A 23,637-nucleotide genomic window follows, 5' to 3' on the forward strand; every position below is an offset into this window, starting at 1 on the left:
AGACTCCATGACGGCCGGGTTCACGCCGGCTGTGCGGCGCGGTAGCTGAAGGCCGCCACATCCTGCGCGTAGCTGCCCTCGAACTGGCCTGCGTCGTACAGCCGCATGCAGATGTGCTGGTTGCGCTGATTGTTGGCGCCCGGACTGTCGCCGATGAAAAAACGGTGCTCATCGCCATGGCTCAGATGCACGCCCTCGCCCAGCCCGGCCGCCGGGCGTCCCAGCGCCAGGCCGAGCCGCACATGGACGTCGACGTCTTCCCAGCCCCAGCCCACCAGCTGCGAATTGAAGCCGCCGATGGCGAGCAGGTCGGCGCGGCGCAGGAACATGATGCCGGGGCACGAGCGCGCACCGTCGTCGAAATAATGACGCTTGGTTTCGACGCGGGCGCGGCGTCCGTCGCCGAGGACGATGTCGAAGCTGTTGGCATACTCGGCAATCTGGCCGCGCTTGCCCGGCGGCGGCACCGACTCCCTGACCTTGCCCAGGGTCAGCCAGCCACCGGCGTGCGCCTCGGCGATGGCCCGCTCGACGTCGAAATCGGTGAGGATCACATCGGCGTCGAGCAGCAGCAGATACGGGCCGCGCGCCACGTGCGCACCGAGATTGAGCGCGCGCGACTTGTTGAAACCGTCCGCCGCCACTTCCAGCAGGCGCACCGGCGCGTTCTCGAACGGCGCGAGCAGCGCCTCCAGCGCGGCCGGATCGCCACCGTAGTTGACGATGACGATCTCGGCGTCCCACGCTGCGACCAGGTCCAGGTTGGCGGCCAGGGTGGTGCCCAGCTCGGCGCGGTTGCGCCAGGCGATGACGATGGAAACGCGCGGCGTCATGCGCCCCCCGCGGCGCCGTTGCGGGTGATCAGCATGCCAAGCGCGAGCATCCGGTCGAGATCGTGCAAGGTGGCCCCGGTCGCCTCCAGCAATGCCGCGGCCGGCAACGGCGCTGCGCTGCGCGCGAGCACCTCGCGCTGCAGCGGCGTGGCGTGGTAGGCGGCCGGCCAGGCGGGATTGTCCAGCACGATGGCGCCGTCGGCGCGCGCGCTGTGCGGCGCATACGCCTGCAGTACGCAGTCGGGGCCGGCGGTCGGCGTGATCCGGCTGGTGTAGTCCAGGATCGAGGCGGCGAAGTCGGACAAGGGCTCGCCGGCGGGCGTCAGATGGCGGTCGTAGGCGCGCATGTCGGGAACCGCGCGCAGCTGCAGCGCACGGCGGCTGGAGCGGTCCCAGTTGGCGGCGCTGCGCCGCACGATGTCTTGCAGCACGGCAGTGCAGTGCGCGCGCGAATAGCTTTCCTCGGCGTGGCGGCGCGCGTTGGCGCCCATGCTCCTGGCATGGGCCTGGTCGCCCAGCAGCGCCTCCAGGCCATGCAGCAGCGCCGCCCGGTCTTCGCGCAGGCCGCCCAGGCTCAGCCATGAGGGCGCGAGATAGCCGGTGACGCCGTCGATCACGGTATCTTTCAGGCCGCCATAGGCGCAGCCGACCACGGGAACCCCGCTGGCCATGGCTTCGACCGGGGCGTAGCCGAAGTTTTCATCGATCGAATTGGTCGGATGCAGCAGCACGTCGAAAGCGCGGTAGGCGGTGGCCAGTTCGGCGTCGGCCAGCGAGGCGGGCAGATAGCTCACCACCTGGTCCAGGCCGTACTCGCCGATGAGACTCCTGAGCTGGCCCGAATAAGCGGTCTCGCTAAAACGCAGTACCGGGTAGTCGATCCAGAAATTACCGATGATCACGACCCGGATGGCTTGCCCGGGATGGCGCTGCACCAGCTCGCGCACCACGTCGAGCGCGCCGTGAACATTTTTTTGCGGCAGCAGCCGGGCCACGATGCCGATGCAGAAATGCTGCTCGGTCAAACCGAGCTGCGCGCGCGCCGCGTCACGTCCTTGCGGCGTAAACAGATCGGTATCTGCAGGCAAGGGCAATAATTCCAGCGCCGGGGTGGCATCGCCCAGCATGTTGCGGATGACCTCGGCGTCGGAACTGCAATTGACGATCAAGCCATCTTGTGAGTTGAGCGTTGGCAAGCGCTGGCCCAGGAACTTGCGGCTGAGCACACATCCTCCGTGCATGCCGAACAGGCAGGGAAAGTCGCGCTCGCCGCGCGCCAGGTCCCAGCCGGCATTGCCGGAAAAATTCAGGAGCACACTGATGCCGTGCGGCATGGCGCTGGTCTCGTCGACCTCCAGCAGTTCCGGGGTGAGCGCGGCCAGGGCGTCGCGATAGAACTGCGCGGTACGCGTGACGCTGGGCCATTTGTGGGCCGACAGGCCGGCGGTGGCAAGCGTAAGCGGGGGAAACAGGTGCAAAATTGATTCCTCAATGGATTCGATGGCAGGGAGGGAGCCGGCCGCCGCCGCACGGCGCGGCGTGCGGCGGGGCCGAACGGCGGGGCCGAACGGCGGGGCCGTGCGGCGGGGCCGTGCGGCGGGGCCGAACGACGGCCCTTAGTGCGCCGCCGCGCTCGCGTCCAGGCGGCTGCGCTGGATGCCGTGCACCGGATTGTGCAACTCGGCCGAGACGATCGGACTCATGAAGGCGACAAATTCCTGCATCGACTTGGAAATGTCGACCGGCCCGGTGGCCGGGTCGTGATACAGCCGGATTTTCGCCTCGCTGCGGTCGGAGCGGCGCAAACCGTGCACCTCAATGCCAGGAAACTTTTCCTGGAGCGCCGGAATGGACGCGGCCACCGCATCCATCAGCGGCACCAGGTCCGCGTTTTCGAAGTGCAGTTCGACGCCCACGCGGTCCGCATAGTCGAGGAATTCGAAATGCATCTGGCGCGGCCAGCCGTCCGGATGGAGGCGCCGGAAATGGTCGAAGCCGCCGTACAGGTCCATCCCGGTCGAATTACCTTGGGCAAATTCATCAAGCACCGACTGGAAGAAGGGACGCACCTTGGCCGAATGCTGGGCGCGATTGTACAGCGCGTCCACCGGGGCCGCCGGCAGTTCGGCGAGCGTGCCGTCACTGGTATCGAAGTTGGCCCAATACCCGGTCAGCGCCGCGCGCGAGGCGCTATCCTGATCCGTTTCGGCTTCATGCAGGTTGGCGTACAGCGAGATGGCGCGCCGGAAGTGGCCCATCGGCAGGAACGCGGCGGTCGGGGCGAACCGGGTCATCGAACGCTGCACGCAACCGTTGAAGTGATTCAGAAGGTGGTGGATGGCGCTGCGATGGACGTCGCTGACCTGGTAGCCCATGCGCATGGCCAGCGCCGCCAGCTCGATCACATGGCCGGCCGAGTACACGTGGTTCTCCAGCAATGCGCCGATCAGCATGGCCTTGCGCAGGGCGGGAATGCTGCTCTCGTCCATGGTCAGGGTACCGGCGGCGACCGCCTCGAGCTGGGCGACCAGCAGCGACAGGGTCAGCATGACTTCGAGCTGGCCGTCGAGGAATTTCTGTGCGACCGGCTGGTAGCGCGCGAAGGCCGGATAGGTGGCGGCGATGGCGCACAAGCCTTCGGTCAGATGGAACTTGCGGCAGACATAGAACGGTCCGAAATGGTGGGCCTTGACCGCCTCGTCCATCATGGCGGCCAAGGTCAGCGGCTTGCCGTTGAATTCGAAGGTGAGCGTGTCGGGCAGGCCGAGCGCGGCGTGCGCGTACATCAGGTGCCCCAGATCGTCCATGGCCGAGGTGCGGATGACGGTCGAATGCTGCGCGATCTCGCGCAGGGTGAACGGCAAGGCGCCAACCTTGGCCTCGGGGTCGATCCCGGCCATCATGGTGTAGGCAAAGGTTTGCCACGGATGGAAGTCGCCCTCCGGGTGGCATTGGTAAATATACGGCTTGCCGGACGGGTCCTGGTGGACGAAGGAAGCTACCCGGTCGAGCAGCGGCGTGCCGTTCACGGTCGCATTGCCCCAGCCGACGAAGACGTGGCCGAGATACGGAAGGCTGTCGCGCGCGACGATCCCCTGAACCGGCTTGGCCAGGAAATCGACCAGCGCGCGTTCGACCTGCCTGGACAGGCCGGCATCGAATTGCACCGGGGCGCCCCGTAACCAGTCCTTATGCGCGGCAAGGGAGTCTTCCAGCTCATCGCTCAATTCGAGGGGCCACCAATAGCGGGTTTCGGTCATCTGTAATCTTTCAAGTAACTTCTTTGTATTCGGATAAAACACGGCTACGGCCGCGGCACTCGCCAGGATCGCCGCTCAAGCCGTCGCGCCGGAGCGGCGCCACGCGCAACAGCCTGGCATACTATTGCCGGCCGCCGGATCACCGGCAGCGCGGCCACACGCCGGCAAACGCGGCGATTATTTCCAGTCGTCGCTACCGTCTTTCGGCTCCGGGCAGCAACCCTGGGTGCAGCAACCTTCGATAACGGTGTTATCCCAGTCGCGTACCTTCACCAATTGCTCGCTCAAGGTTGCCCCTCCCGCGACAGTGGCGGCGGCTTCGCGGTTCAATTCTGCGATCATTTTCTTCATGTTTCTCTCCGGTGTAGTATTGATGAGTACTATTGATGACCTGACAAATCACGCGCATCGCCTTCCCAATTCAGGAATGAGAACGCCAATGCACGCCCGTTGCTTATTTTTTCAGTGCAGCGCCGTTTTGATCCGTGTTTCTTAAATCGCGACGCCCATGCCAGCATGGGTCGGGCGGCCGTGCCGGATAACACTGCGTCATCTGCCCGCCCGCCCGCCTTCAGAATGGCGAAGCGCCTGAAACATCAGTGCCGCGCTCACGCATCAGGAACCTGGCTGATTACAGCCAAGGGTTGGAGCCGTCGCCAGGCTGCTCTTCGTTCTTGCAGCACTTCTGCGAGCAGCAACCTTCGATGACGCTGGCATCCCAGTCGCGCACGTTGACCAGTTTTTCGGTCAGGGTTGCGCCGCCGGCGACACCGACGACGTCGTCGCGGGTCAATTCAGCAATAATTTTTTCCATGTTTTACTCCGGATAATATTTGATAACATGGCCAATTCCATGCATCGCGCTCCCATTTTAAGGACAAGAACGCCGAAGCATTCTAAACAGTTTTAACTTCCAGTCAAGCTTTCATGTTCTGCCATGTTGCATTACCAATTCCCCGCCCAACTGCTTACGGCAAGCGCCAGTTTTCAGCCCAGGCGCGCGGATAAACCGAAGAGTATGCCGCTCATTTAATACAGGATGCGCACGCCCGCGCTATCCGGGCGATATTGCCGCTTGCGCGCCTGAGTTCAGGCCCGTCCGCATGGGCCGTACCGGGATTCCCCGACAGGGAGCGCCCGCATCGTCTTACTTAACTAGAAACTTATTCCCAGTTGGTCTCACGCATTGGATCGTTGCAGCACTCCTGCACGCAGCAACCTTCGATGACACTGGCATCCCAATCGCGCACTTTGACCAGTTTTTCGGTCAGCGTTGCGCCGCCGGCGACGCCAACGACTTCGTCGCGATTCAATTCAGCGATGATTTTTTTCATGTTAATTCCTTTAAATGATTGATAACATGGCAAATGCCATGCACCGCATTCTCTCGAACGAGAGTGCCATTGCATTCTAAGCACTTATATCAATGAGTCAAGCTTTATTGATTTGCAATAGATGCACCAACCGCACGCGCGCGTGCCGGGCCGGCTGCGCCGCTCAGGCCGGCGCCGCCTGCAAGGCGTCATCGGACACGCCGGCGCCAACCCGCCAAGCCGTGCTGCCGGCCTCGTCGAAGCGGCAGCGGCTCACCTGCCCGCCCATGTCCGCCAGCGCCCGGCCGACCATGGCGCGCCGCCCGGCGGGCGCGAGAAACATCATGAAGCCGCCGCCGCCCGCGCCCGACACCTTGCCAGCGAGTGCGCCGGCCTGCAGCGCGGCCGCATACATGGCGTCGATGTGGGTATTCGACACCGAACGGGCCAGCTTTTTCTTGTTTTCCCAGCCGGTCTGCATGGATGCGACGATGCCTTGCATATCGCCGGCCAGCAGGCAATGCCGCATCGAGGCCGCCTCCAGCTTGAGCGCGTGGGTCGCTTCCAGCGCGGCGCTGGCACCCTGGCGAATGTTCTCGCTCTGGTCGTTGATAATCTGCGCCGAGGCGCGCGACATTCCGGTGTAGCACAGGATCAACGACGATGCCAGTTCGCGCGTGAGCGCCACCGGCACGTCCAGCGGCGCAATGTCGGCTCCACCGCCTGAGGGAAAGGTCATGAAGTTGAAGCCGCCGTAGGCCGCGGCGAACTGGTCCTGGCGCCCGCCCTGCAAGCCGCACACCACACGCTCGATATGAAAAGCCAGTTCCGCGATCTCGTGCGCACCCAGGTTCAGCGCCAGGTAGACCGAGAAGGCATGGATCATCGCCACCACCATGGTCGAGGACGATCCGAGGCCGGAACCGGCAGGCGCGTCCGAGCGCGTGCTGAACGTGAGCGCGAGCGGCTTGCCGCCGTGATAGCGCTCGATCATGTGGCGATACACTGCCTGGTGCAGCACCAGTGCCGGCACGGCCTGGGCCGGCTCGGGTCCGGCCAGGCGCATGCTGCATCCCTGGTCGAGCGAGCGCAGCAGACAGGCATTGTCCTCGCCGGGCGCCAGTTCCGCATACGCGTAGCGGGCAATGGTCGCATTGACCACCTGCCCGCCGTAGATGTCGCAATACGGGGAAACGTCGGTGCCGCCGCCGGCCAGGCCCAGGCGCAGCGGCGCGCGCGCACGCACGATCTCAGGCCGGCTCATGGGCGCAGGAAGCGTTGCAGCCAGCGTTCACGCTCCCACAGCACGTGCGAGACCGATTCGGCGGCGCGCACCACGTGCTCTTCGTCCGGCAGGGTGACCAGACGCGCCTGCGTTCCCATGCTGTTCAGGGCCTGGAACAGGCGTTCGCTTTGCTGCGGCATGGTGCCGGGATTGCTGTCGGCCTGGCCGTGGATCATCAGCAGGGGGGCGGCGATCTTGTCCGCATGGTGAAACGGCGACATGGCCTGGTATACCTGGGGTGCCTGCCACAGGGTGCGCTTTTCGAACTGGAAACCGAACGGCGTCAGGCTGCGGTTATAGGCGCCCGATTCGGCGATGCCGGCGGCGAACAGCCTGGTATGGGCAAGCAGGTTGGCGACCGTGAAGGCGCCGTAACTGTGGCCGCCGATGGCGATGCGCTTGCGGTCCGCCACCCCGAGACGTACCAGCTCGTCGACCGCCGCCTCGGCCGAGGCGGTGAGCTGGGCCAGGTAAGCATCGTTGGCCGCGCCACCCTCCCCGGCCACGATCGGCATGCTCGGGTTGTCCAGCACGGCATAACCGAGACGCACCAGCGCCAGCGGACTGAGCGGATCGATGTCGGCATAGCGATGGGAGGAATCGGGCACCTCGGCCGCAGCCGAGCGCGACTGGAAGTCGCGCGGGTACACCCACATCAGCACCCCGACCGGGCCATCGCGCCCTGGCTGGTAGCCCGGCGGCAGGTACAGTTTGCCGCTCAGCGCCACCCCGTCGGCGCGCTGGTAGCGCAGCACCCGCACCTCGACCGACTTCATCCACGCGAACGGGCTGGGCACGGCGGTCAGCGCGCGTGGCGGCGCACCGTCCTCGCGTACGAACAGGTTGGGCGGCTCGTCCTGGCTCTCGCGCTGGGTTACGAAACGCCGCCCATCGCGGTCGAGCATGACCAGGACCCGTTCGTAATACGGCGCCTGGGCACGCCACAAGGTGGTCGTTTCACCATCGTCCAGTCGGTAGCGGGTCAGCTGCGGACGGTCGCCCTCCTCGCTCGCGCCGGCGCTCGCATAGAACAGCGATGCGCCATCGGTGCTGGTCAGCAGCACGCGTTCGCCATTGTCGAGCGCGCGCTTCATCGGGCGCCCGGGATCGCCGTAGCGGTCTTCGATTTTCCTGCGAAACATCAGCGCCGGCGCCGCATCGGGCTGCTGCGGGCGGATGCGCCAGATGCGCCGCTCGCCCTGCTGGAACCAGGTCTCGCTCAACACCGCCAGCGCGTCGCTGCCCCAGGCCACATCGTTGATGCGGCCCTTGACGCGCGCCAGCACCTGCGCCGGCTGGCGCCATGGCGCGCGTTGTTCGTACAGGACATCGCGCCATTCGGCCTGGCTGCGCGGATCGCCGCCGTCGCCGGCCTCGAACCAGTGCAAGGCCGCGCCGGCGTCGGCGCGCCAGCCGAATTCGCGCGGCCCCGGCTCGACGGCATCGCGGTCCTGGGCCGGACGATCGTTCAGCGCATTGTCATGCAGCACCTTGACCAGCTTCCCGCGCCGGTCCCACAGTTCGGTCCTGCGTGCCCAGCGCAACACGGACACGGCGGGCGCAAAGGGTGCTTGCAAGCGGCTGGCCAGAATGTAATTGCCGTCGGGCGAAGGCGCTGCCGCCAGCAGCCGGTCCGCGGCGCCGATCGGGGTCAGTTTTCCCGACACATCGACGCTGGCGAGCTGGCGCTGCAAGTACCAGCCGAGCATCTCGGCGGCGCGACCCGCGGGCAGCGGATCGGCGATGGCGCTGACCTGTACCGGCTTGCCGGCGACGCTTTCCTGGACCGCCGGGGCAACTGGCGCAGCGGCCGGCGCTGGCTTTGCACCCTCGGGGGCCAGGCTGACCAGCAGCGTGCGGGAGCCGGCCATCCAGCTGAAACCATTGCTCAGGACAGTGTTCAGCGGCCGCTCCAGCAAGCGCCGGGCGCGCGCCGCCGCCACATCGACCAGCCACAACTGGACCCGGCCCTCGTGCCACAGCGATAGCGCGATCCAGCGCTCATCGGGCGAAAACTCGACATGCGCGATGCGCGCCCGTGGAGGCAGCCCCGAGACCGGGCGCTGCCGCCCATCGGCGACGTTGAGCAGGTTCAGCTCATGGCCGAATGCGGGCTGGGCGCCGGCGCAATGCAAGGTATCGATGGTCAGGCCGGACAGCTTGATGCTGCCCTTGGGCAGATCGTGCAGAGCCGGACGGGCGGGCCGTTCCAGCAGCGCGACCGTGCGCCGCTGCGGACCGCCGATGGCCGAGGGAGGGCGCGGCGCGTCGACGATGGCTTGCAAGGGTGCGCTGGGTTGCTGGTAGCCCGTCGGCGTGGCGCCGGCGGAGCTCGCATCGTCGGGTACGGGCAGGAGAAGGATGCCAACGCACAGGTAAAAAAACAATTTCATTGTCGAACGTCATTCATGATAGTCGCCTCTGCCCGACAATAAGGCGCTTGCCTGCGCCGTCAATCAGCGCAAATGAAATCATCGTTCATATTGTTAATAATGTCAATTTTCAAATATTGCATGTGAAGCATGGCTAGCGCCGCCCGTGCCAATCCGTGACAGGCGCAGCCCGGCATGCCGCGAAACGGCATCGATAAAACCGGACGCACGAAAGTATCTGGAGGCGACGACGACCGGCGCGCCTGTTCAGCGCCGCCGTGGCCGCGTCAGCGTTTTCTCGTCAGGTACTGGTAAATGAAGACGCACACGAAGAACACCACGCCGATGGCCGCGCCGATTTCCGGCGCCAGGCTGGAGTCGAACGGGACGCCGTACTTGCGCGACAGCGCGGCAATCATCACGCCGCATACATAGCCGCCGGCGGCGCTGAACGCGCCGCCGAACACGACCAGCAGGGCCGGCAGCATCGTCAGGCCGGCGAGCAGCACGCTGGTGGGTACGCGGCGCCGGGAAGGGGGAGTCTGGTCTTCTTCTGTCATGGAGCGATCCTCGGAAATACCGATATCATACCGGCACCATGGCGGAAAACCCAGTTGCGGAACTGGCGGATGTCGCCTCGCATTTCCGCTCCAGCCGGACATGGGTATTTACTCGGGCACGCAGCGTGCGTGCATCCTCGCCCGCCGGCAGCATCGTCCCACCTTGCCGACTCGCCTTGTTCACGCAATGTCCTCTCGTGCGCGAGGTAGATTGCTATAATAATCGTCCGCGGTTTCCAACCCTGCCGCACCGTCTATTTATGGAAGAACTGGCATGCGCATTCAAAACCGCAACAACGTCAAGGTGTGCGGGCGCGGCCCGGTGACACTGGTGTTCGCTCACGGATTCGGCTGCGACCAGTCGATGTGGCGCTTCCTCGTGCCCTCGTTTGTGGAGCGGTACCGCATCGTGTCATTCGACTCCGTCGGCAGCGGCGCATCCGACCCGGCCGCCTACGACCGCGGCAAGTACGACAGCCTGCACGGCTACGCCGACGACCTGATCGAGATCGTTACCGAGTTCGGTGCCGGCCCGGTCGTCTTCGTCGGTCATTCGGTCGCGGCCATGGTCGGCGTGCTGGCCACCATCAAGGCGCCCGAACTGTTCGCCGCCCAGGTCATGGTCAGTCCCTCGCCCTCGTACATCAACGATGGCGACTACGTCGGCGGCTTTTCGCGCGAAGATATCGATGAATTGCTCCAGACCCTGCAAGACAACTATCTCGGCTGGTCGAGCAATATGGCCCCGGCCATCATGGGCGCGCCCGCCCAGCCCGAACTTTCCGAGGAACTGACCAACAGCTTCTGCCGCAACGATCCGGTCATCGCCGCCCATTTCGCGCGCGTGACCTTCCTGTCCGACCACCGCGCCGACTTGCCGAAGTCGTCCACCCCGGCGCTGATTCTCCAGTGTACCGACGACATGATCGCACCCGTGGCCGTGGGCGAGTACATGCACCGCACCCTGCCGTCGAGCGTGCTGTCGCTGATCGACAATATCGGGCATTGCCCCCACATGAGTGCGCCCAGCGCCAGTACGGATGCGATCAAGGCGTTCCTGGCCAGGGCGCTGGCCTGACGCCAATGCGTGAGCGCACCCTCCCCTCGCCGGAGGACACCTTTGCCCAGGCGGCGTGCGGGCTGATGCTCACTGACGTAGCCGGCAACATCCTGCGCGCCAACCAGACGCTGGCGGCCTGGCTCGGGTTCACCGAAGCCGACATGGCGGCCGGCATGCGCCTGCAGGACTTGCTCAGCGTCGGTGGCCGCCTGTTTCACCAGACGCACTGCGCGCCGCTGCTGCAACTGCAGGGATCGGTAAGCGAGGTCCAGGTCGATCTGGTCCGCAAGGACCGCAGCCGCGTTCCCGCCCTGCTCAATATCGCCAGGCGCCGCTCGGGCGACGGGTTTGTGGATCAGGTGGCGGTCTTCATCGCCAACGACCGCCGCGCCTACGAGCGTGAACTGCTGCGCGCGCGCAGCGCCGCCGAAACCGCGCTGGCGGCGCAAATGGGGGCTGAAGCGAGGCTGCGCCAGGCCAACGAACAATTGTCGCTGGCCGACCGCCGCAAGGATGAATTCCTGGCGACCCTGGCGCATGAGCTGAGGAACCCGCTGGCCCCGATGCGCAGCGGGGTCGACTTGCTCAAGATGCAGTTGCCGGACAACGCGCCGCACCGGCGCATGGTGGACATGTTCGACCGCCAGCTGCGCCAGATGTCCCATCTGGTCGACGACCTGATGGAAGTGTCGCGCATCAGCCAGGGCAAGCTGGTCTTGCGCACCGAGCCGGTCTGCCTGGCCGCCATCATCCAGGGCGCCGTGGGCGACATGCAAGCCCAGATCGCGGCCGCCCGCCATGCGCTGAGCGTCACCTTGCCGGCGCAGCCGCTGACGACGCAGGGCGACCCGACCAGGCTGACGCAGATGCTGGTCAACCTCCTGACCAACGCCTGCAAATACACGCCGTCCGGCGGGCGCATTGCGCTGGAGATGCGCGATGAAGGCGGCGCAGCGGTCATTTCGATCAGCGACAGCGGCATCGGCATCCCGCGCGAGGCGCTCGAAAGCGTGTTCGAGATGTTCTCGCAACTCGAACCCGCACTGCAGCGCGCGCACGGCGGCCTGGGCATCGGCCTGGCGCTGGTCAAGGGCTTGGTCGAGCTGCATGGCGGCACCATCGGCGCCGCCAGCGAGGGACCGGGGAAAGGCAGCACGTTCACGGTCCGCCTGCCGCTCGTGGAGCAGGCGGCGGCCACGCCGCACGCGCAGACGGCGCCGCGCGCCGGCGCACCGCTGCGGGTGCTGCTGGTGGACGACAACCGCGACGCCGCGCAGATGCTCCAGGCCATGCTCGAGCTGAGCGGCTATCCGACCGCCGTCGCTTTTTGCGGGGAGGACGCCACCGCCTGCATGCAGGCGCATGAGGCACAGGCATGCATCATGGATATCGGCCTTCCCGATATCGACGGTTACGAGCTGGCGCGCCGGATTCGCGCGATGCCGCTGGCCACGCAACCGGTCCTGATCGCCCTGACCGGCTGGGGCCAGCCAGCCGATATCGACGCCGCCCTGGCCGCCGGATTCGATCATCACCTGGCCAAGCCGGTCGAGTTCGCGACATTGCAGCATCTGCTGGCCGGCGTGGCGCCGGGCTGACCTGCGCAATCGCGCACGTCAGGCCGGCATCAACCAGGCGGACACGGGAATCGCAATCGCCGCTCCCAGGCCGATACCGGCCAGCACATCGCTGGGATAGTGATGCGCCGCGATCAGGCGGCACAGCGCCAGCAGCGCCAGCGCGCCCACGGCAATGGGGATGGTGGCTGGCGCGGCATGGGCAATCGGCACCAGCGCGGTGGTCAGCGTCATGCAGTGCCCGCTCGGGAAGGAATACTTGTCCAGCACCTTGGTGAGCGATTGCAGCGTCGGGTCCCGGTCGAACGGACGCAGGCGCGCCACGCTCCGCTTGAGCGTCCGGTAAAACAGGTGCCCGATCAGGGTCGACAGCAACGCCGCCTGCAGCACCGCGACCGGATTGCGGATCTGCGAGAAAAAGATGGCGGCGGCCAGCGGCGCATACACCCACCCGTTACCTAGCAGATTGATGATGTTCGTTGTAAAGCGGACGATGCGGTAGCGCGCAAGCGGCGCGATGCGTTGTACAATAATTAACTCCAGCCGCCCTGCCCGCACCAGGGTGCAGCGCCAGCGGCTGGCAGGCTCCAGCTCGATTGTTTCCGAAGTTTGCGATTGCCTGGATCGACGAAAAGGAAGAGACATTTTGATGCATCCTCACAAAGAAATGGAACTGCCAGACGCCCCCGGGAACGCCTCATCCGACCCCGCCAGCCGGGTCTACAGCCAGCGCTTCCACATCGCCCTTGACGGCAACGGCGCCAATGGCCTGGAGGGCATGGCCGGCGTGTGCCTGTTTCTGTTCGATCAGGTGTCGCAGCGCTACGCGTACAAGATTCGTTACTACGACGGCATCGCCGCCGGCCATGCCGTGTCGGTCAATCCGTCCGGCACCATCGGTTTCCTGGGCAACGCCGGCCAGCACCTGCTGTTCTACGACGCCCGCACGCTCGACGAGATCGGCCGCGTGTCGACCCTGCGCTACGAATGTCCGCCCTCCTCGTTGCAGGGATCGACCCATCTGGTATGGATGTCGGACAAGGAATTCATCACCGTAATCGGTGCCCATTTCTACCGCTTTTCCATCGATGCGCTGGAGCACGGCGAACGCCTGTGCGCCCACCGGCTCAAGCTGCCGCACGGCATGAAGCGCAGCGCATCGGGCCGCTACATCGTGTACGGCTCGATGGACAGCCCGCACGACGGCCGCCGTGGCGAAGCCTGCCACGTCGCCATCCTGGACCTGGAGTCGATGGCGGTGCGCGTGGTCGATCTGCCGGCCACCTGCTGGCACGTGGCCGCGCATCCGGCCGAGGACCGGTTTTACGGCGTCTCGTTCCGGGTGCTGCCGCAGGATCATGTCGATTATCACGAGTGGGCCATGGCCTTTCTGAAAGAATATGCCTTTGAAATCGATGCGGCCAGCGGCCAGGTGCTGCGCCACTGGGCGGCCGGGCGCGAGATTCCGGCGCACATCAATTCCGATGTCTGCCTGTCCGATAGCGAGCTGATTTTCTGCAACGGCGGCAGCCAGAACGTGATCGCCATCGACCTGGCCACCTTCGCCAGCTACCGCCAGCTGGTCGACGAACGCCCGGACGCCGCGGCGCAGCTGAACCGGGCGCGCGAGGTGGGGTCCCAGGTCGCCGACGTTTTCACACGCGGCAATTTCTTTTCAAACAGCCAGCACTTCCTCGGCGCGCTGCAAGTGTCGCGCAAGTCCTTGCTCGATTCCATTTATGGCTGCCAGCTGTCGGCCGGCCAGTCGCTGCTGTTCACGGCCAACCGCGGACTGAACCACATCACGATCTACGACTACCCTACCGGAACCTTGCGCCTGCGCGTTGAGATGCCACCGCTGCAGACGTATTTTTCGTGGATGTCGCCGCTGGCCGATCCGCGCCTGGGCTTCCACCACGCCTGGCTGCTAGGGTGACGCCGGCGGCGCCAGGGTCTGGCCCGGCGCTGGCGCTCCGCTGAACTCGGCGGCGGCATTGATGGCTTTGGACAAATTGCGAGGGATGAGGGTCGAGACGATGTTCTCGACCAGGCTCAGAATCGCCGGCTCGAACGCTGCCGGCAGGCGGTTCAGGAATCCCGGCTTGAGCGTGAAGCTGCCGTCGAAGGTCACGCGGGTGCCGCGTCCCGCCATGGCCGGCTCGTAGCGCGTGCTGCCGCGGCATTCGATGTGCTCGGGCAGCACCGACGGCGTGATGGCCCATTCGCAGACGTGCGCGGCGTCGTCCCACTGCGCGCGGTCGACCCAGGAAATGAGCTCGCCCCCCAGCGCCCCGCGCAGCATCGCCGGAATGGTTTGCCGGGCTTGCCAGCGGTTCACCAGCAGCAGGCGGCCATCGCTGCCGGTGCTGCGTTCGAGCTGCACGATGGAATCGAGATCGTCCAGCTGGACCGCCAGCTCGGCCAAATGATCGCGCATCACCAGCCAGATCTGGTCGACCGGACGCTTAACCATGGTAAAGCTATGAAAAGGTGTCATTGCAGCTCCTGGGTGGATGGCATGCCGGCGCGCGCCCGGTGCACGTCGCCGGCCAGGGTCATCGAGGTGCGCACCTCCCGGCTGATGTGCGGGCTCGACGCCAGCCAGGCGCAGGCCTCGGCCAGCGCGGCGCGGGCCGGCATGGGCGCGTAGCCGAGCTGCGCGACCCTGGCGTGCGAATACCAGTAATAGCGGCCGATCATGCGCGCCTGCTCGCGGCTGGTCAGCGGGGCGCGCCCTTGCAAGCGGGCGCGCACTTCCTCGTACGAAGCCGCCAGATAGGCCGCCGTGTGATTGACTTCCAGGCGTGGGGCATCGACGCCGCACAGGGCGGCAATGGCGGCATGAATCGCGTTCCATTCGAGGTTCCCGGACCCGAGGATGTAGCTTTCGCCCGGCGTGCCGCGCGTGGCGATCAGCCAGTGGCCGTGCGCCACATCGCGCACCGACACGATATTGCAGCCGCCCGGATAGGTCAGGCGCAGCGGATCGTTGAGATAGGCCACGATGACGCCGTTCGACGGCCCCAGCACGGTCGCGTGCGGGCCGACCGCCATGGTCGGACAGGCCAGCAGAATGTCGACACCGCGTTCGCGGCCGAGGGCGATGGCCAGCCGGTCCTGTTTGATTTTCGACTGGATGTAGGGTGGCTCGACGAAGCCGTCATCCGGCCCGCCGTGCTCGTCGCGTACCAGTGGGGTTGTCGAAGAGCCGAACACGACGGACGACGAGGTGATCACCACGCGCCCTACCCCGGCCAGTGCGGCCGCCTCGATCATGTTGCTGGTGCCGGTCAGGGCTGTACGGTCGAGTTCGGCCGCGCTGATGCCGCTGTAGGCGAAACGCGCCGCCGCATGAAACACCACGTCGCAGCCGGCGCACAAGGCCGCCAGGCTGGCGGGCGTATCGAAAATGTCGCCCTCCACGTGCTCCAGCGCCAGACCGTGCAAGGCGCGCCTGTCGCTGCCGGCGCGGGTCATGGCGCGCACCTCGCACTCGCGCAGCAGCAGTTCGCGGCACAGATTGGCGCCGATCAGGCCGTTCGCTCCCGTCACCAGTGCGCGCATATGCCCTCCCCTCAGGTGCGCGGCCAGAGCGCTTGCACGCTCTTGCCGAGATCGCGGGCGACAGCCTCGCCATAGCCCTGCCAGAAGCTGCCCACCCATGCGCCGAGCGCGTTCTGCGGCGCCGATGCGGCGGCGGGCGCCTCGAAATGGGCAAAGCCATCGCGGTCGATGCGCGCCCTGCCCGGCGCCGTCCCCGGCTGCAGCACGCCCTCGAACAGGGTGGCGGCAAGGTCGCCCAGCCTGGCCGCCAGCTCGGCGAGCGCGTCCACCGGGCGCGGCGCGCTGTCGTGCGGCGTGGACGGGACATGCCGGGCCATGCCGATGGCAATCTCGCGCCCTTCCAGCAAGGCTTCGAAATTGGAAAAGGTACGGGCGAAAAAAGTGGAGTAAGCGTGTTCGGTCAGGCGGTCCCTGAGTTCCGGATAGCGCTCGAGCTGCAAGCTTTCCAGCAAGGGCGGCAGGGCAAACAGCTGGCGCCCGAAAATGCTCACGCGGGTGCCGCCGTCGGTCGCCGAAAAGGTGATGATGCCGTCGTCGAACACTGCCGACGCGTTCTCGGAATGCACCGTTTTCCAATACATGCGCTGCTCGTCATCGCCATAGTGCACGCTCTCGATCTTGGACACGTCGATTTCCTTGCCGCCCCACCAGGCGACATAATTCGGCTGCGGCAGGTAGACGTTGCGTTCGGCCTGATGCAGCGGCCTGCCCTGCGCGTCGCGCGTGAGCGCACGCAGTTCGCCGCCGATGTAATCGTTCATGTACTCGATCGAGCGGGCGATGTCGACGCGGCTGGCAAACTCGGCCAGCGGCACGGGAAACGCGCGCTGGTATTCGAACAGCAGCGCCTGCTCGATGCGGCGCCAGCGCAGGGGGCCGGCAACCTCGGGCGGCGTGGCCAGCCAGCCGCGCAGTTCGTCGAGCTCGCGCTCCATGGCGAGGAAATCGGGCTTGCTGCAAGCGAGCGTGGCGGCGCAAATGCGCGCCTCCTTGCGCAGGAGCTGGTCCTTGGCGCCGCCGATGCGCGCCGCTTCCACCGCCGCCGCCCACGTCCCCACAGCCCAGTTGGCGTAGACCAGCAGCGCCCTGGAGGATGGATCGTCGTCCAGGCGATCCAGGCGCGGCGCGATGGCCTGGTTGCATTTGGCGTCGAGCGGATGCTTGAAGGGGAACAAGGCGCTGTCTACCTGCTGCAGCCACGGCGCGCTCAGGCGCAGCAAGGTGGGCGAGCGCTGGCGCTGGCGCGTGGTATCGACCAGCATGGGATCGGGCAACAGAAAGCCGGGAAACGGGGCCAGCGAGCCGGCCAGGCCCGACAGGGAGGGACGGCCCAGGCGCGCGATCAGTGCCGCGATCAGCGGCGAACTGGCGGGATCGGCGCCCATCTTGATGGCAGTGGCGCAGTCGACCGCCAGCACATCGTTGCCGGCGATAATGGCGTGCGTCGCCAACGCACGCGGCGCCTGCAATCCGCCCGAGCCATGAGCGGCGCCGCAGGCGTCGACGATGGCGATGTGCGGTGGGCTGGTCTCCAGCAATGGCAGCAGGGCCAGCCAGGGATCGCTGCGCAGCCGGTAATGATCATCCTTGTCGGCCAGCGGCAGCGCGTACAGCAAGGTATTCATGCACAGCGCAACGTTATCGTGCTGGTCGGTGCGGCACTTGGCGAAGACGATGCGCAGGTCCGCTTCGGTCCAGGCGCGCGACAGCCGCCCGGCCCACTGGTCGTGGCCGGCGGCCGGCGGAGAGTCGGGCAGCTGCTCGGAGAGGTCGATGACATCGTACGGCGTGCCGCTGCCGGTCACGTACTGGTAGCCGAGCAAGTCCGCGAGAACGGCGACGTCGCGGTTGCCGAGCCAGGTGCTGGCGCTGTCGGCGCTGGAGGCAATGGCGAGGCTGGCCCAGCCATCGGCGGCGAGCAGGTCGAGCAGCGCCTCGACCAGTTCGCGGCGCACCACCACGGGACTGTCGGACGCGAACGCGGCCAGGTCGAGCAGAACGATGGCACTGTTCTTGTTCGCGTCCGGCACGGCTGGCAAACAGCCCGCCTGCCGCAGCGCCAGCCGCAGCAGGTCGACCGGGCTGGCGGCGGCATCGTCGGCAACGGCCACCGCCGGCCCGGCAGGGATCGGGGCGCGATTCTTTGCCATCGGCGCGTTATTTTTTGCGGCCGGCGGCAGCCGTTGCCGGTACATCACCATCCGGCGCGACCCCGGCCGCCGGCAGCGGCTGGCCGATCCCGACCAGCGCATAGGCCCAGTTCACATACGCGGTACCGAAGCGGATGGTGTCGTCCACGGCGCCCATCGCGCCGCGCAGCGCCAGCTCCACGCCGGTTTTTGCCACATCGCCGGCACCGACGCTGCCGCTGCCGAAATCGAGCAGGGCTTGACCATATTCGACGGCGGAACGCCCATAGCGGTTGGCGGATATCTGCAGCGACGTTTTTGCGGCATTCTTAATTTCATCAAGAGCGACGGCCATGATGCTCTCCAATATCAAAAGGGCGACCTGATGGAAGTGAAGTGTTAATTCGGCGCAATAGGAATGCACTGCTTACATGCTATCGGAAATAAGGCAGCCCAATCGCAAGCGATTGATGTCGATGACCAAGCATTGATCTATGTCAAAATCAGCGTCTTTCGCGGTCAGGCAAGCTGCGCATAGCCACACGCACGCGCTTCGTCAGCGAGCGCGCCGATGCGGGCGTAGTCGGCGTCGTCGCAGTGCGCGAAGGCGCGGATCGACAGTGCCGCCATCAGGTTGGCCAGTTCCGGCGGCGGCGCCAGCAGAGCCCCTTGCAGGCACTGGCGCACGGCCTGCGGCACGGCGGCGCCGGTCACGAACGGCAAGGCGGGCGCTGGCGCCGAATGGCACAGGATGGCTAGCCCATCGAGGCTGGATGGTTCTTCCCGGCGCAGATAGCCGAGCGTCACGCAATCGATGGCCGCCAGGTCCGCCTCGCCGGTCTGCACCAGCGACAGGCTGGCGCGGTGGCTGCCCGACCACGTGAGCGCGCCAAAAAACCGCCCGTCGTGTGCCAGCGGCGCTACGGCATGGCGCAGCGCGTTCATGCCGCTGTGGGAATCGATATCGTTAGCGGCGGCGACGCAGCCGCGCGCGTCGGCCAGCACACCGATGGCGCCGTTGGCGCGCACCACGACGGCGCTCGAATAATCGCTCCCCTCGCAGCCGGGAAACGCATACGCGGGCGTGGCGACCAACCCGACATGGCCACGCAAGCGGGTGACATAAGGATAGCCGCAAGTCTGGCTGAGCAGCATGTCGGGGCGTTTCCAGAATTCCGGCAATACTGGGGCGCGTTCGAGTTCGACGGCGTCGCGAAAGCCGTCCGCGCGCAGCACGTCGAGCAGCGCCGCGAACAGGGCTTCATACCCTGCCCTGACGCCGGCCGACACGTTATACATGGGGAAAGCGGCTTTCCACGTCATGGACTGACTCCGGCATATGAGGATGAACTGGCGGGTCGACCGGCGTCACGCCGAAGCGGCGCATCAGTTCGCCGTAACCGCGCACATGAAACCCGCCGCTGCGGGCGATGTACGCATCGCGCCGCGCGTGATACACCCGCCCCAGCAGGTACCACGGCAGCGACGGGAAATCGTGGTGCACCAGATGAAAATTATTGTTCAAGAATAACAGGCGGAAGACAAACCCCGCTTCATTGAGCACGATGCGCTCTTTATGCTCTTCGGCCGGACGATGCTCGTAAAACGAGCGGATCATCACCAGCGACTGGGCCGGATAGGAAATCGCCAGCACATAATAGCGTGCCGACACGCCAAACACCGCATCGACCGACCACAGCATGGCCGCGAGCATGCCCAGATGGCGCAGCCACATCGGCACGTTGCTCCAGTTCCCCTGCAGCGGCTCGCGCACCGCTTGCACCCACGCACCGGCAATCGCATTGGCCGGCCCCAGCAGCATCCGTCCCCAGAAGGTCTTGTTCAACCACAGCAGTGCCTGCATGGGCTTGCCCAAGCCGGCCCAGGTGGCCGGCGACACATAATAGCTTTCGGTATCGAGCGCCGGCACGGTCAGGTGGAAATCGACATGATGGCGCAGATGGCTGTCCCGATACAGCCGGTAGGGATACCACACCGCCAACGGCATGGTGCCGAACACGCGGTTCAGCGCGGGCCAGCGGGTGGGATGGCCATGGATCAATTCATGCTGAAGCGACATGTACCACGCGCACCACCAGATCATCAGCCCGGTGGCGGCGGGCGTACCCAGCTCACGCCAGAACCCCAGCGTGGCCAGCCAGCCTCCATGGATGACGCCAATCAGCAGCCAGGTGGGCCACTCCGCCCACCACAGCAGGCGCGCGCGTTCGCCGCGGATTTGCCCCTGCTGCGCCGCATCCATGTAGTTCGAGGGCGCCTGCCGTGCCAGTGGTGATTGCATAAGTCATCCTTGGTTGCTCACACTGGAATTGTGGGTGGGCGTGGCAGGTCAGATGTTGACCTGCCGCATCACCGCCTGTGCGCGGCAGTGCCGTGCGATCAGAACCGCGATTTGACGCGCAGGCCGACCGTGCGCGGACGCGCCATGAACAAGGTATCGCCGGGCTGGATGGCGATGCTGTTGGTCGTGACGTCGCTGACCTGGTTGCCGTTCGTGAGATTGGTGCCGAACAGGCCCACTTCGATGCCGCGTGTGAGGTGGGTCACGGTGGCGTTGAGCGTGTTCGATGATGGTATTTCCGCATAGCTTCCCTGGGCGGCGGCAAAGTTGGTGTAGGCACGGCCCTTGTAGGCATAGCTGGCCGCCAGGGCGATCGCATCGCTGCCGGCCAGCGCAATGCGGTAGCTGGCGCTGGCGCTGGCCGCCACGCGCGGCGCGTACGGGGTGCGCGCACCGGCCGGGATATTCTGCGCCGCAATGCCGGTGATCACGGCATTCCTGGCGTAGGCGTGGTTATAGGCAGCATTCAAGCCGATGCTGGCGTGCCGCGTCAGCTTGACGGATGTTTCCAGTTCCACGCCTTCGCTGCGGATCTTGCCGGCGTTCTGGGTAAAGTAATACGTGCATGGCAACTTGTTAAACACCTGCACATCGTTCCAGTTGGTGAGGTAGGCGTTCACATTGAGCGTCATGCGCTGCCCGAACAGCGTATTTTTGGAGCCGGCTTCGTAGCTCCACAGGCTGTCCGGCGCAAAGGTGGCCGGCGCATTCACGCCGCAAAAGTTGAACGGCACCGGCTGGTTGTTGCCGCCGTAGCGGAAACCCTTGCCCACATTCGCATACAGCATGTGTTGCCGGTCGATGCGGTAGGCCGCCGCGAAGCGCGGATTGGCGCCCTGGGCGGTGGCGCTGCTGCTGCTCGTTTCCGCTCTGCCGACCGGCGCGGCGGGCGTCGCGCCCACCAGATTGCCGAACAGGCCGCTGAAGTGCAGGTCGAAATCCTGCCTGCCCTTGAACAGGCGCAGCCCAGCGGTCAGGTCCAGCTTGTCGAACACGGTGTAGGTGCCTTCGGCAAAAAGCGCGACCTGATGCGAACTGGTATCTTGCCGGCCCGAGAAGTAATTATCGGGCGTGCTGGCCAGGTCGTTGGCTTGCGAGCTGTAGCCGGGGAAATTGCGGGTCTCGCCGAAGCGCGCGTCGAAGCCGGCGGTTGGCTGTTCCTGGCGCAGCTTGCGCTTGCCGGTTTCAAAAAACGCGCCCGCGGTCCACTTCAAAGGGCCGCCATGGCGCGAGTTCAGGCGCAGTTCCTGGGCCAGGCCGGTGATGGCATTGTCGATCGCATAAGCCGACGCCATCAGGGGATTCTTGCCGCCGAAGATGAAGGCGGTGGCCGGATACTGGGCCGACGTGGCGTACCGCGTGTCGCGGTGCAGATACGAGGTCGACGACACCAGCTGCGCGCTGTCCAGATCGTAGTTCACGGCCAGGTTGTACAGCTGCAGCGCATCGTTGCTCTTTTGCGGCAGCAGCGCATAGGTGGTGAACGGCGCCAGCTTGGCGTAGGCATCGTTGATGCCACCCTTGATGTTGGAGGCGGTGACGCTGGCGTCGATCACCAGGCCGGGCTGGGCGCGGATGCGCAAGGCGGCGCGGCCCTGGCTGGTCGAGACAGCGTTGGTGGTGGCGCCATTGAATGCGTTGCGGATGTAGCCCGAATCGGCGCCGGTGTAGGCCGTCAGGCGCAGGCCCGCCACCTCGTCCCTGAGCGGCACGTTGAGCATGCCGCGCAGGTTGTGGTTGTTGCCGCCGAAGCCGGAGGTACGCGAACCGACCGCTTCCACCGAACCGAACAGGTCGTTGGTATCGGGTTTCCGGGTGATCTGGCGCACCGCCCCGGCCATGGCGCTGGCGCCGAACAGGGTACCCTGCGGGCCTTGCAGCACTTCGATGCGTTCCAGGTCCAGCACCCGCAGATCGGGGTTGCCCGATTTGAGGGTCACCGGCATGTCATCCACATACACCGCCACCAGCGACGAATCCTGGATTTCGGACGGCACGATGCCGCGCACCACCAGAGCGCGCATGGTGATGTTGTTCACGCCCGGCCCCTGCTCCTGCACGCTCATGGCGGGCACCAGGCTGGAGATATCGCTCAGGTTGCCCAGCCCGAATTTGGCCAGGCTTTCCGGCTGCAGCACCGTGATCGCTGCCGCCACCTGCTGCGCGTCGACCGCGTTGACGGCGCGCGTGGCGGTGATCTCGACGCGGTCGATTTTGTCGGAATCGCTGGTTCCGGCGGCCTGGCGCGCGCCGGCCCGCTGCGCGGCGTCCGCGCCTACCTGCTGCGCCTGTGCCGTGCCGATCACGCCAAGCGACAACATCGCCAGCGCTCCATGTGCAATCAACTGCTTCCCCATCACGATGTTCCAATCTGTTTATTGATACTGCAGACAAAAAAAGTATATCGACGCCATCCGTGCTTGAACACGAAGATTACCGACTTTGCTTATCTGGAAATGTTAGCCAGGGACCGGCGAGGCGCGCCCGGCCGCAGGCGAGCATGGCGGCGACGACCGTCGATCGGAGGACCTGGAAAGGCGGGGGCATCGTCATGGCGGGTCGGGGCAGGAGGCAGGAACGGGCACGCGCTGCGCGTGTCGTTGCCTCAGGTCTGGAATGAGGCGCCGGAATGATCGATCATTTTGACAACAATGTCAATTTCCCCATGATTCATGAACGCCTCTCAAGCCTCTTGGGCGCGGTAGAATACAGCGATCGCTGCGCGCCGGACGGCCTGCGGCGGCCAAGGAGAAACACGCGCAATGCATATCAGCCAGCACCCCACCCATACCCTCGACCTGCGCGTGCGCGAGCTGCGCCAGTTGTTCAACTCGCTCGATCCGGCGCCCTTCCTGAACAAGGACCTCGACCGTGCGTGCGAGGCCTACATCGAGAACTGGGCGCTGTCGCTGCCGCACGATTGCCACCTGCACCTGACCATTCATGTCGAACAGCTGCCGTCCGCGAGCGAAGCGGGCGCGCTGGTGGGCGACGCCATCCACAATTATTACGGATACAAAATCGAACTGGTGCGCGGCGAGCTCAGGCAACTGCTGCGGCTGGGCCGCCTCAGCCTCGGCGTGGGCCTGGTCTTCGTCGCCGCCTGCCTGCTGCTGGCCGAAGCCATCACCAGCCTGATGCCCGGCCCCGCCGCGAAAATCGCCCGCGAAAGCCTGACCATCATCGGCTGGGTGGCGATGTGGCGCCCGGTCCAGATTTTCCTGTACGACTGGTGGCCGCTCAAGGGGCGCATCAAGGTATTCGAGAATCTGCGCTTTGCCCGCGTGAGCGTGATCAAGGCCTGAGCGCGGGGACCTCGCGA

Annotated in this window: 21 protein-coding genes; 4 read left to right on the forward strand and 17 right to left on the reverse strand. The window is 65.7% G+C overall.

Annotated elements, in window-relative coordinates:
* Nucleotides 1–20: 20 nt before the first annotated feature.
* The 9 genes from RBA40_RS25065 to RBA40_RS25105 all read right to left on the reverse strand — a co-directional run bounded on the left by RBA40_RS25065 (nucleotide 21) and on the right by RBA40_RS25105 (nucleotide 9,623).
* Nucleotides 21–833, reverse strand: a complete 813-nt coding sequence (locus RBA40_RS25065; protein WP_306650872.1) for a glycosyltransferase family 2 protein — start codon at nucleotides 831–833, stop codon at nucleotides 21–23.
* Entirely contained in the window at nucleotides 830–2,311 is a 1,482-nt protein-coding gene (locus RBA40_RS25070; RefSeq protein ID WP_306650874.1) for a glycosyltransferase family 4 protein, read from the reverse strand. Before RBA40_RS25070 ends, RBA40_RS25065 begins: the two co-directional genes overlap by 4 nt.
* A 138-nt stretch (nucleotides 2,312–2,449) precedes the next feature.
* Nucleotides 2,450–4,093, reverse strand: a complete 1,644-nt coding sequence (locus RBA40_RS25075) for a hypothetical protein (protein ID WP_306650875.1) — start codon at nucleotides 4,091–4,093, stop codon at nucleotides 2,450–2,452.
* 177 nt (nucleotides 4,094–4,270) lie between these two features.
* Nucleotides 4,271–4,444: a hypothetical protein gene (locus RBA40_RS25080; protein WP_306650876.1), complete on the reverse strand. Its 174-nt coding sequence runs from the start codon at nucleotides 4,442–4,444 to the stop codon at nucleotides 4,271–4,273.
* A 280-nt stretch (nucleotides 4,445–4,724) separates the two neighbouring features.
* Nucleotides 4,725–4,907: a hypothetical protein gene (locus RBA40_RS25085; RefSeq protein ID WP_306650877.1), complete on the reverse strand. Its 183-nt coding sequence runs from the start codon at nucleotides 4,905–4,907 to the stop codon at nucleotides 4,725–4,727.
* Nucleotides 4,908–5,256: 349 nt separating this feature from the next.
* Nucleotides 5,257–5,427, reverse strand: coding sequence for a hypothetical protein (locus tag RBA40_RS25090; protein WP_306650878.1), 171 nt, complete (start codon nucleotides 5,425–5,427; stop codon nucleotides 5,257–5,259).
* 163 nt (nucleotides 5,428–5,590) lie between these two features.
* A complete protein-coding gene (locus RBA40_RS25095; RefSeq protein WP_306650880.1) occupies nucleotides 5,591–6,670 on the reverse strand; it encodes a GHMP family kinase ATP-binding protein in 1,080 nt (359 codons plus the stop codon).
* Nucleotides 6,667–9,084, reverse strand: coding sequence for a S9 family peptidase (locus RBA40_RS25100; RefSeq protein WP_306650882.1), 2,418 nt, complete (start codon nucleotides 9,082–9,084; stop codon nucleotides 6,667–6,669). Before RBA40_RS25100 ends, RBA40_RS25095 begins: the two co-directional genes overlap by 4 nt.
* A gap of 266 nt (nucleotides 9,085–9,350) precedes the next feature.
* Nucleotides 9,351–9,623, reverse strand: a complete 273-nt coding sequence (locus RBA40_RS25105; protein WP_306650884.1) for a hypothetical protein — start codon at nucleotides 9,621–9,623, stop codon at nucleotides 9,351–9,353.
* Nucleotides 9,624–9,897: 274 nt separating this feature from the next.
* Here RBA40_RS25105 and RBA40_RS25110 point away from each other — a divergent pair, with 274 nt between their 5' ends.
* Together RBA40_RS25110 and RBA40_RS25115 are read left to right on the forward strand one after the other, a co-directional pair.
* The gene (locus tag RBA40_RS25110; RefSeq protein ID WP_306650885.1) at nucleotides 9,898–10,701 is read left to right on the forward strand and encodes an alpha/beta fold hydrolase; all 804 of its coding nucleotides are present in this window, start codon (nucleotides 9,898–9,900) and stop codon (nucleotides 10,699–10,701) included.
* 5 nt (nucleotides 10,702–10,706) lie between these two features.
* Complete coding sequence (locus RBA40_RS25115; RefSeq protein ID WP_306650887.1) at nucleotides 10,707–12,281, forward strand: hybrid sensor histidine kinase/response regulator; 1,575 nt, start codon at nucleotides 10,707–10,709, stop codon at nucleotides 12,279–12,281.
* Nucleotides 12,282–12,299: 18 nt separating this feature from the next.
* On the opposite strand, the gene RBA40_RS25120 is transcribed toward RBA40_RS25115, so the two are convergent.
* Nucleotides 12,300–12,905: a phosphatase PAP2 family protein gene (locus tag RBA40_RS25120; RefSeq protein WP_306650889.1), complete on the reverse strand. Its 606-nt coding sequence runs from the start codon at nucleotides 12,903–12,905 to the stop codon at nucleotides 12,300–12,302.
* 4 nt (nucleotides 12,906–12,909) lie between these two features.
* Here RBA40_RS25120 and RBA40_RS25125 point away from each other — a divergent pair, with 4 nt between their 5' ends.
* Nucleotides 12,910–14,196: a hypothetical protein gene (locus RBA40_RS25125; RefSeq protein WP_306650890.1), complete on the forward strand. Its 1,287-nt coding sequence runs from the start codon at nucleotides 12,910–12,912 to the stop codon at nucleotides 14,194–14,196.
* Here the strand turns inward: RBA40_RS25125 and RBA40_RS25130 are convergent.
* The 7 genes from RBA40_RS25130 to RBA40_RS25160 all read right to left on the reverse strand — a co-directional run bounded on the left by RBA40_RS25130 (nucleotide 14,188) and on the right by RBA40_RS25160 (nucleotide 22,672).
* Nucleotides 14,188–14,757, reverse strand: coding sequence for an SRPBCC family protein (locus RBA40_RS25130; protein WP_157778604.1), 570 nt, complete (start codon nucleotides 14,755–14,757; stop codon nucleotides 14,188–14,190). The two genes, RBA40_RS25125 and RBA40_RS25130, sit on opposite strands and share 9 nt — an antisense overlap.
* A complete protein-coding gene (locus RBA40_RS25135) occupies nucleotides 14,754–15,824 on the reverse strand; it encodes an NAD-dependent epimerase/dehydratase family protein (RefSeq protein WP_306650892.1) in 1,071 nt (356 codons plus the stop codon). Before RBA40_RS25135 ends, RBA40_RS25130 begins: the two co-directional genes overlap by 4 nt.
* Nucleotides 15,825–15,835: 11 nt before the next feature.
* Nucleotides 15,836–17,974: a DUF362 domain-containing protein gene (locus RBA40_RS25140; protein WP_306650893.1), complete on the reverse strand. Its 2,139-nt coding sequence runs from the start codon at nucleotides 17,972–17,974 to the stop codon at nucleotides 15,836–15,838.
* A gap of 7 nt (nucleotides 17,975–17,981) precedes the next feature.
* Nucleotides 17,982–18,377, reverse strand: coding sequence for a hypothetical protein (locus tag RBA40_RS25145; RefSeq protein ID WP_306650895.1), 396 nt, complete (start codon nucleotides 18,375–18,377; stop codon nucleotides 17,982–17,984).
* A 95-nt stretch (nucleotides 18,378–18,472) separates the two neighbouring features.
* Entirely contained in the window at nucleotides 18,473–19,276 is an 804-nt protein-coding gene (locus RBA40_RS25150) for a phosphate/phosphite/phosphonate ABC transporter substrate-binding protein (protein WP_306650897.1), read from the reverse strand.
* Entirely contained in the window at nucleotides 19,245–20,255 is a 1,011-nt protein-coding gene (locus tag RBA40_RS25155; RefSeq protein WP_306650898.1) for a fatty acid desaturase, read from the reverse strand. Before RBA40_RS25155 ends, RBA40_RS25150 begins: the two co-directional genes overlap by 32 nt.
* A 98-nt stretch (nucleotides 20,256–20,353) precedes the next feature.
* On the reverse strand, nucleotides 20,354–22,672 hold the full coding sequence (locus RBA40_RS25160; RefSeq protein ID WP_306650899.1) for a TonB-dependent receptor: 2,319 nt from the start codon (nucleotides 22,670–22,672) through the stop codon (nucleotides 20,354–20,356).
* Between the two features lie 405 nt (nucleotides 22,673–23,077).
* Between RBA40_RS25160 and RBA40_RS25165 the strand changes: the two genes are divergently transcribed.
* A complete protein-coding gene (locus RBA40_RS25165) occupies nucleotides 23,078–23,620 on the forward strand; it encodes a hypothetical protein (RefSeq protein WP_306650901.1) in 543 nt (180 codons plus the stop codon).
* The last annotated feature ends 17 nt before the right edge of the window (nucleotides 23,621–23,637 follow it).

It is taken from the genome of Massilia pseudoviolaceinigra, assembly GCF_030846505.1.
In the GTDB taxonomy this organism is placed as follows: Bacteria; Pseudomonadota; Gammaproteobacteria; order Burkholderiales; family Burkholderiaceae_D; genus Telluria_A; species Telluria_A violaceinigra.

Coding starts and splice junctions, on each gene's coding strand:
- RBA40_RS25065 (WP_306650872.1), bottom strand. CDS start 833: ATGACGCCGCGCGTTTCCATCGTCATCGCCTGGCGCAACCGCGCCGAG.
- RBA40_RS25075 (WP_306650875.1), bottom strand. CDS start 4,093: ATGACCGAAACCCGCTATTGGTGGCCCCTCGAATTGAGCGATGAGCTG.
- RBA40_RS25080 (WP_306650876.1), bottom strand. CDS start 4,444: ATGAAGAAAATGATCGCAGAATTGAACCGCGAAGCCGCCGCCACTGTC.
- RBA40_RS25085 (WP_306650877.1), bottom strand. CDS start 4,907: ATGGAAAAAATTATTGCTGAATTGACCCGCGACGACGTCGTCGGTGTC.
- RBA40_RS25090 (WP_306650878.1), bottom strand. CDS start 5,427: ATGAAAAAAATCATCGCTGAATTGAATCGCGACGAAGTCGTTGGCGTC.
- RBA40_RS25095 (WP_306650880.1), bottom strand. CDS start 6,670: ATGAGCCGGCCTGAGATCGTGCGTGCGCGCGCGCCGCTGCGCCTGGGC.
- RBA40_RS25100 (WP_306650882.1), bottom strand. CDS start 9,084: ATGAAATTGTTTTTTTACCTGTGCGTTGGCATCCTTCTCCTGCCCGTA.
- RBA40_RS25105 (WP_306650884.1), bottom strand. CDS start 9,623: ATGACAGAAGAAGACCAGACTCCCCCTTCCCGGCGCCGCGTACCCACC.
- RBA40_RS25110 (WP_306650885.1), top strand. CDS start 9,898: ATGCGCATTCAAAACCGCAACAACGTCAAGGTGTGCGGGCGCGGCCCG.
- RBA40_RS25115 (WP_306650887.1), top strand. CDS start 10,707: ATGCGTGAGCGCACCCTCCCCTCGCCGGAGGACACCTTTGCCCAGGCG.
- RBA40_RS25120 (WP_306650889.1), bottom strand. CDS start 12,905: ATGTCTCTTCCTTTTCGTCGATCCAGGCAATCGCAAACTTCGGAAACA.
- RBA40_RS25125 (WP_306650890.1), top strand. CDS start 12,910: ATGCATCCTCACAAAGAAATGGAACTGCCAGACGCCCCCGGGAACGCC.
- RBA40_RS25130 (WP_157778604.1), bottom strand. CDS start 14,757: ATGACACCTTTTCATAGCTTTACCATGGTTAAGCGTCCGGTCGACCAG.
- RBA40_RS25135 (WP_306650892.1), bottom strand. CDS start 15,824: ATGCGCGCACTGGTGACGGGAGCGAACGGCCTGATCGGCGCCAATCTG.
- RBA40_RS25140 (WP_306650893.1), bottom strand. CDS start 17,974: ATGGCAAAGAATCGCGCCCCGATCCCTGCCGGGCCGGCGGTGGCCGTT.
- RBA40_RS25150 (WP_306650897.1), bottom strand. CDS start 19,276: ATGACGTGGAAAGCCGCTTTCCCCATGTATAACGTGTCGGCCGGCGTC.
- RBA40_RS25155 (WP_306650898.1), bottom strand. CDS start 20,255: ATGCAATCACCACTGGCACGGCAGGCGCCCTCGAACTACATGGATGCG.
- RBA40_RS25160 (WP_306650899.1), bottom strand. CDS start 22,672: ATGGGGAAGCAGTTGATTGCACATGGAGCGCTGGCGATGTTGTCGCTT.
- RBA40_RS25165 (WP_306650901.1), top strand. CDS start 23,078: ATGCATATCAGCCAGCACCCCACCCATACCCTCGACCTGCGCGTGCGC.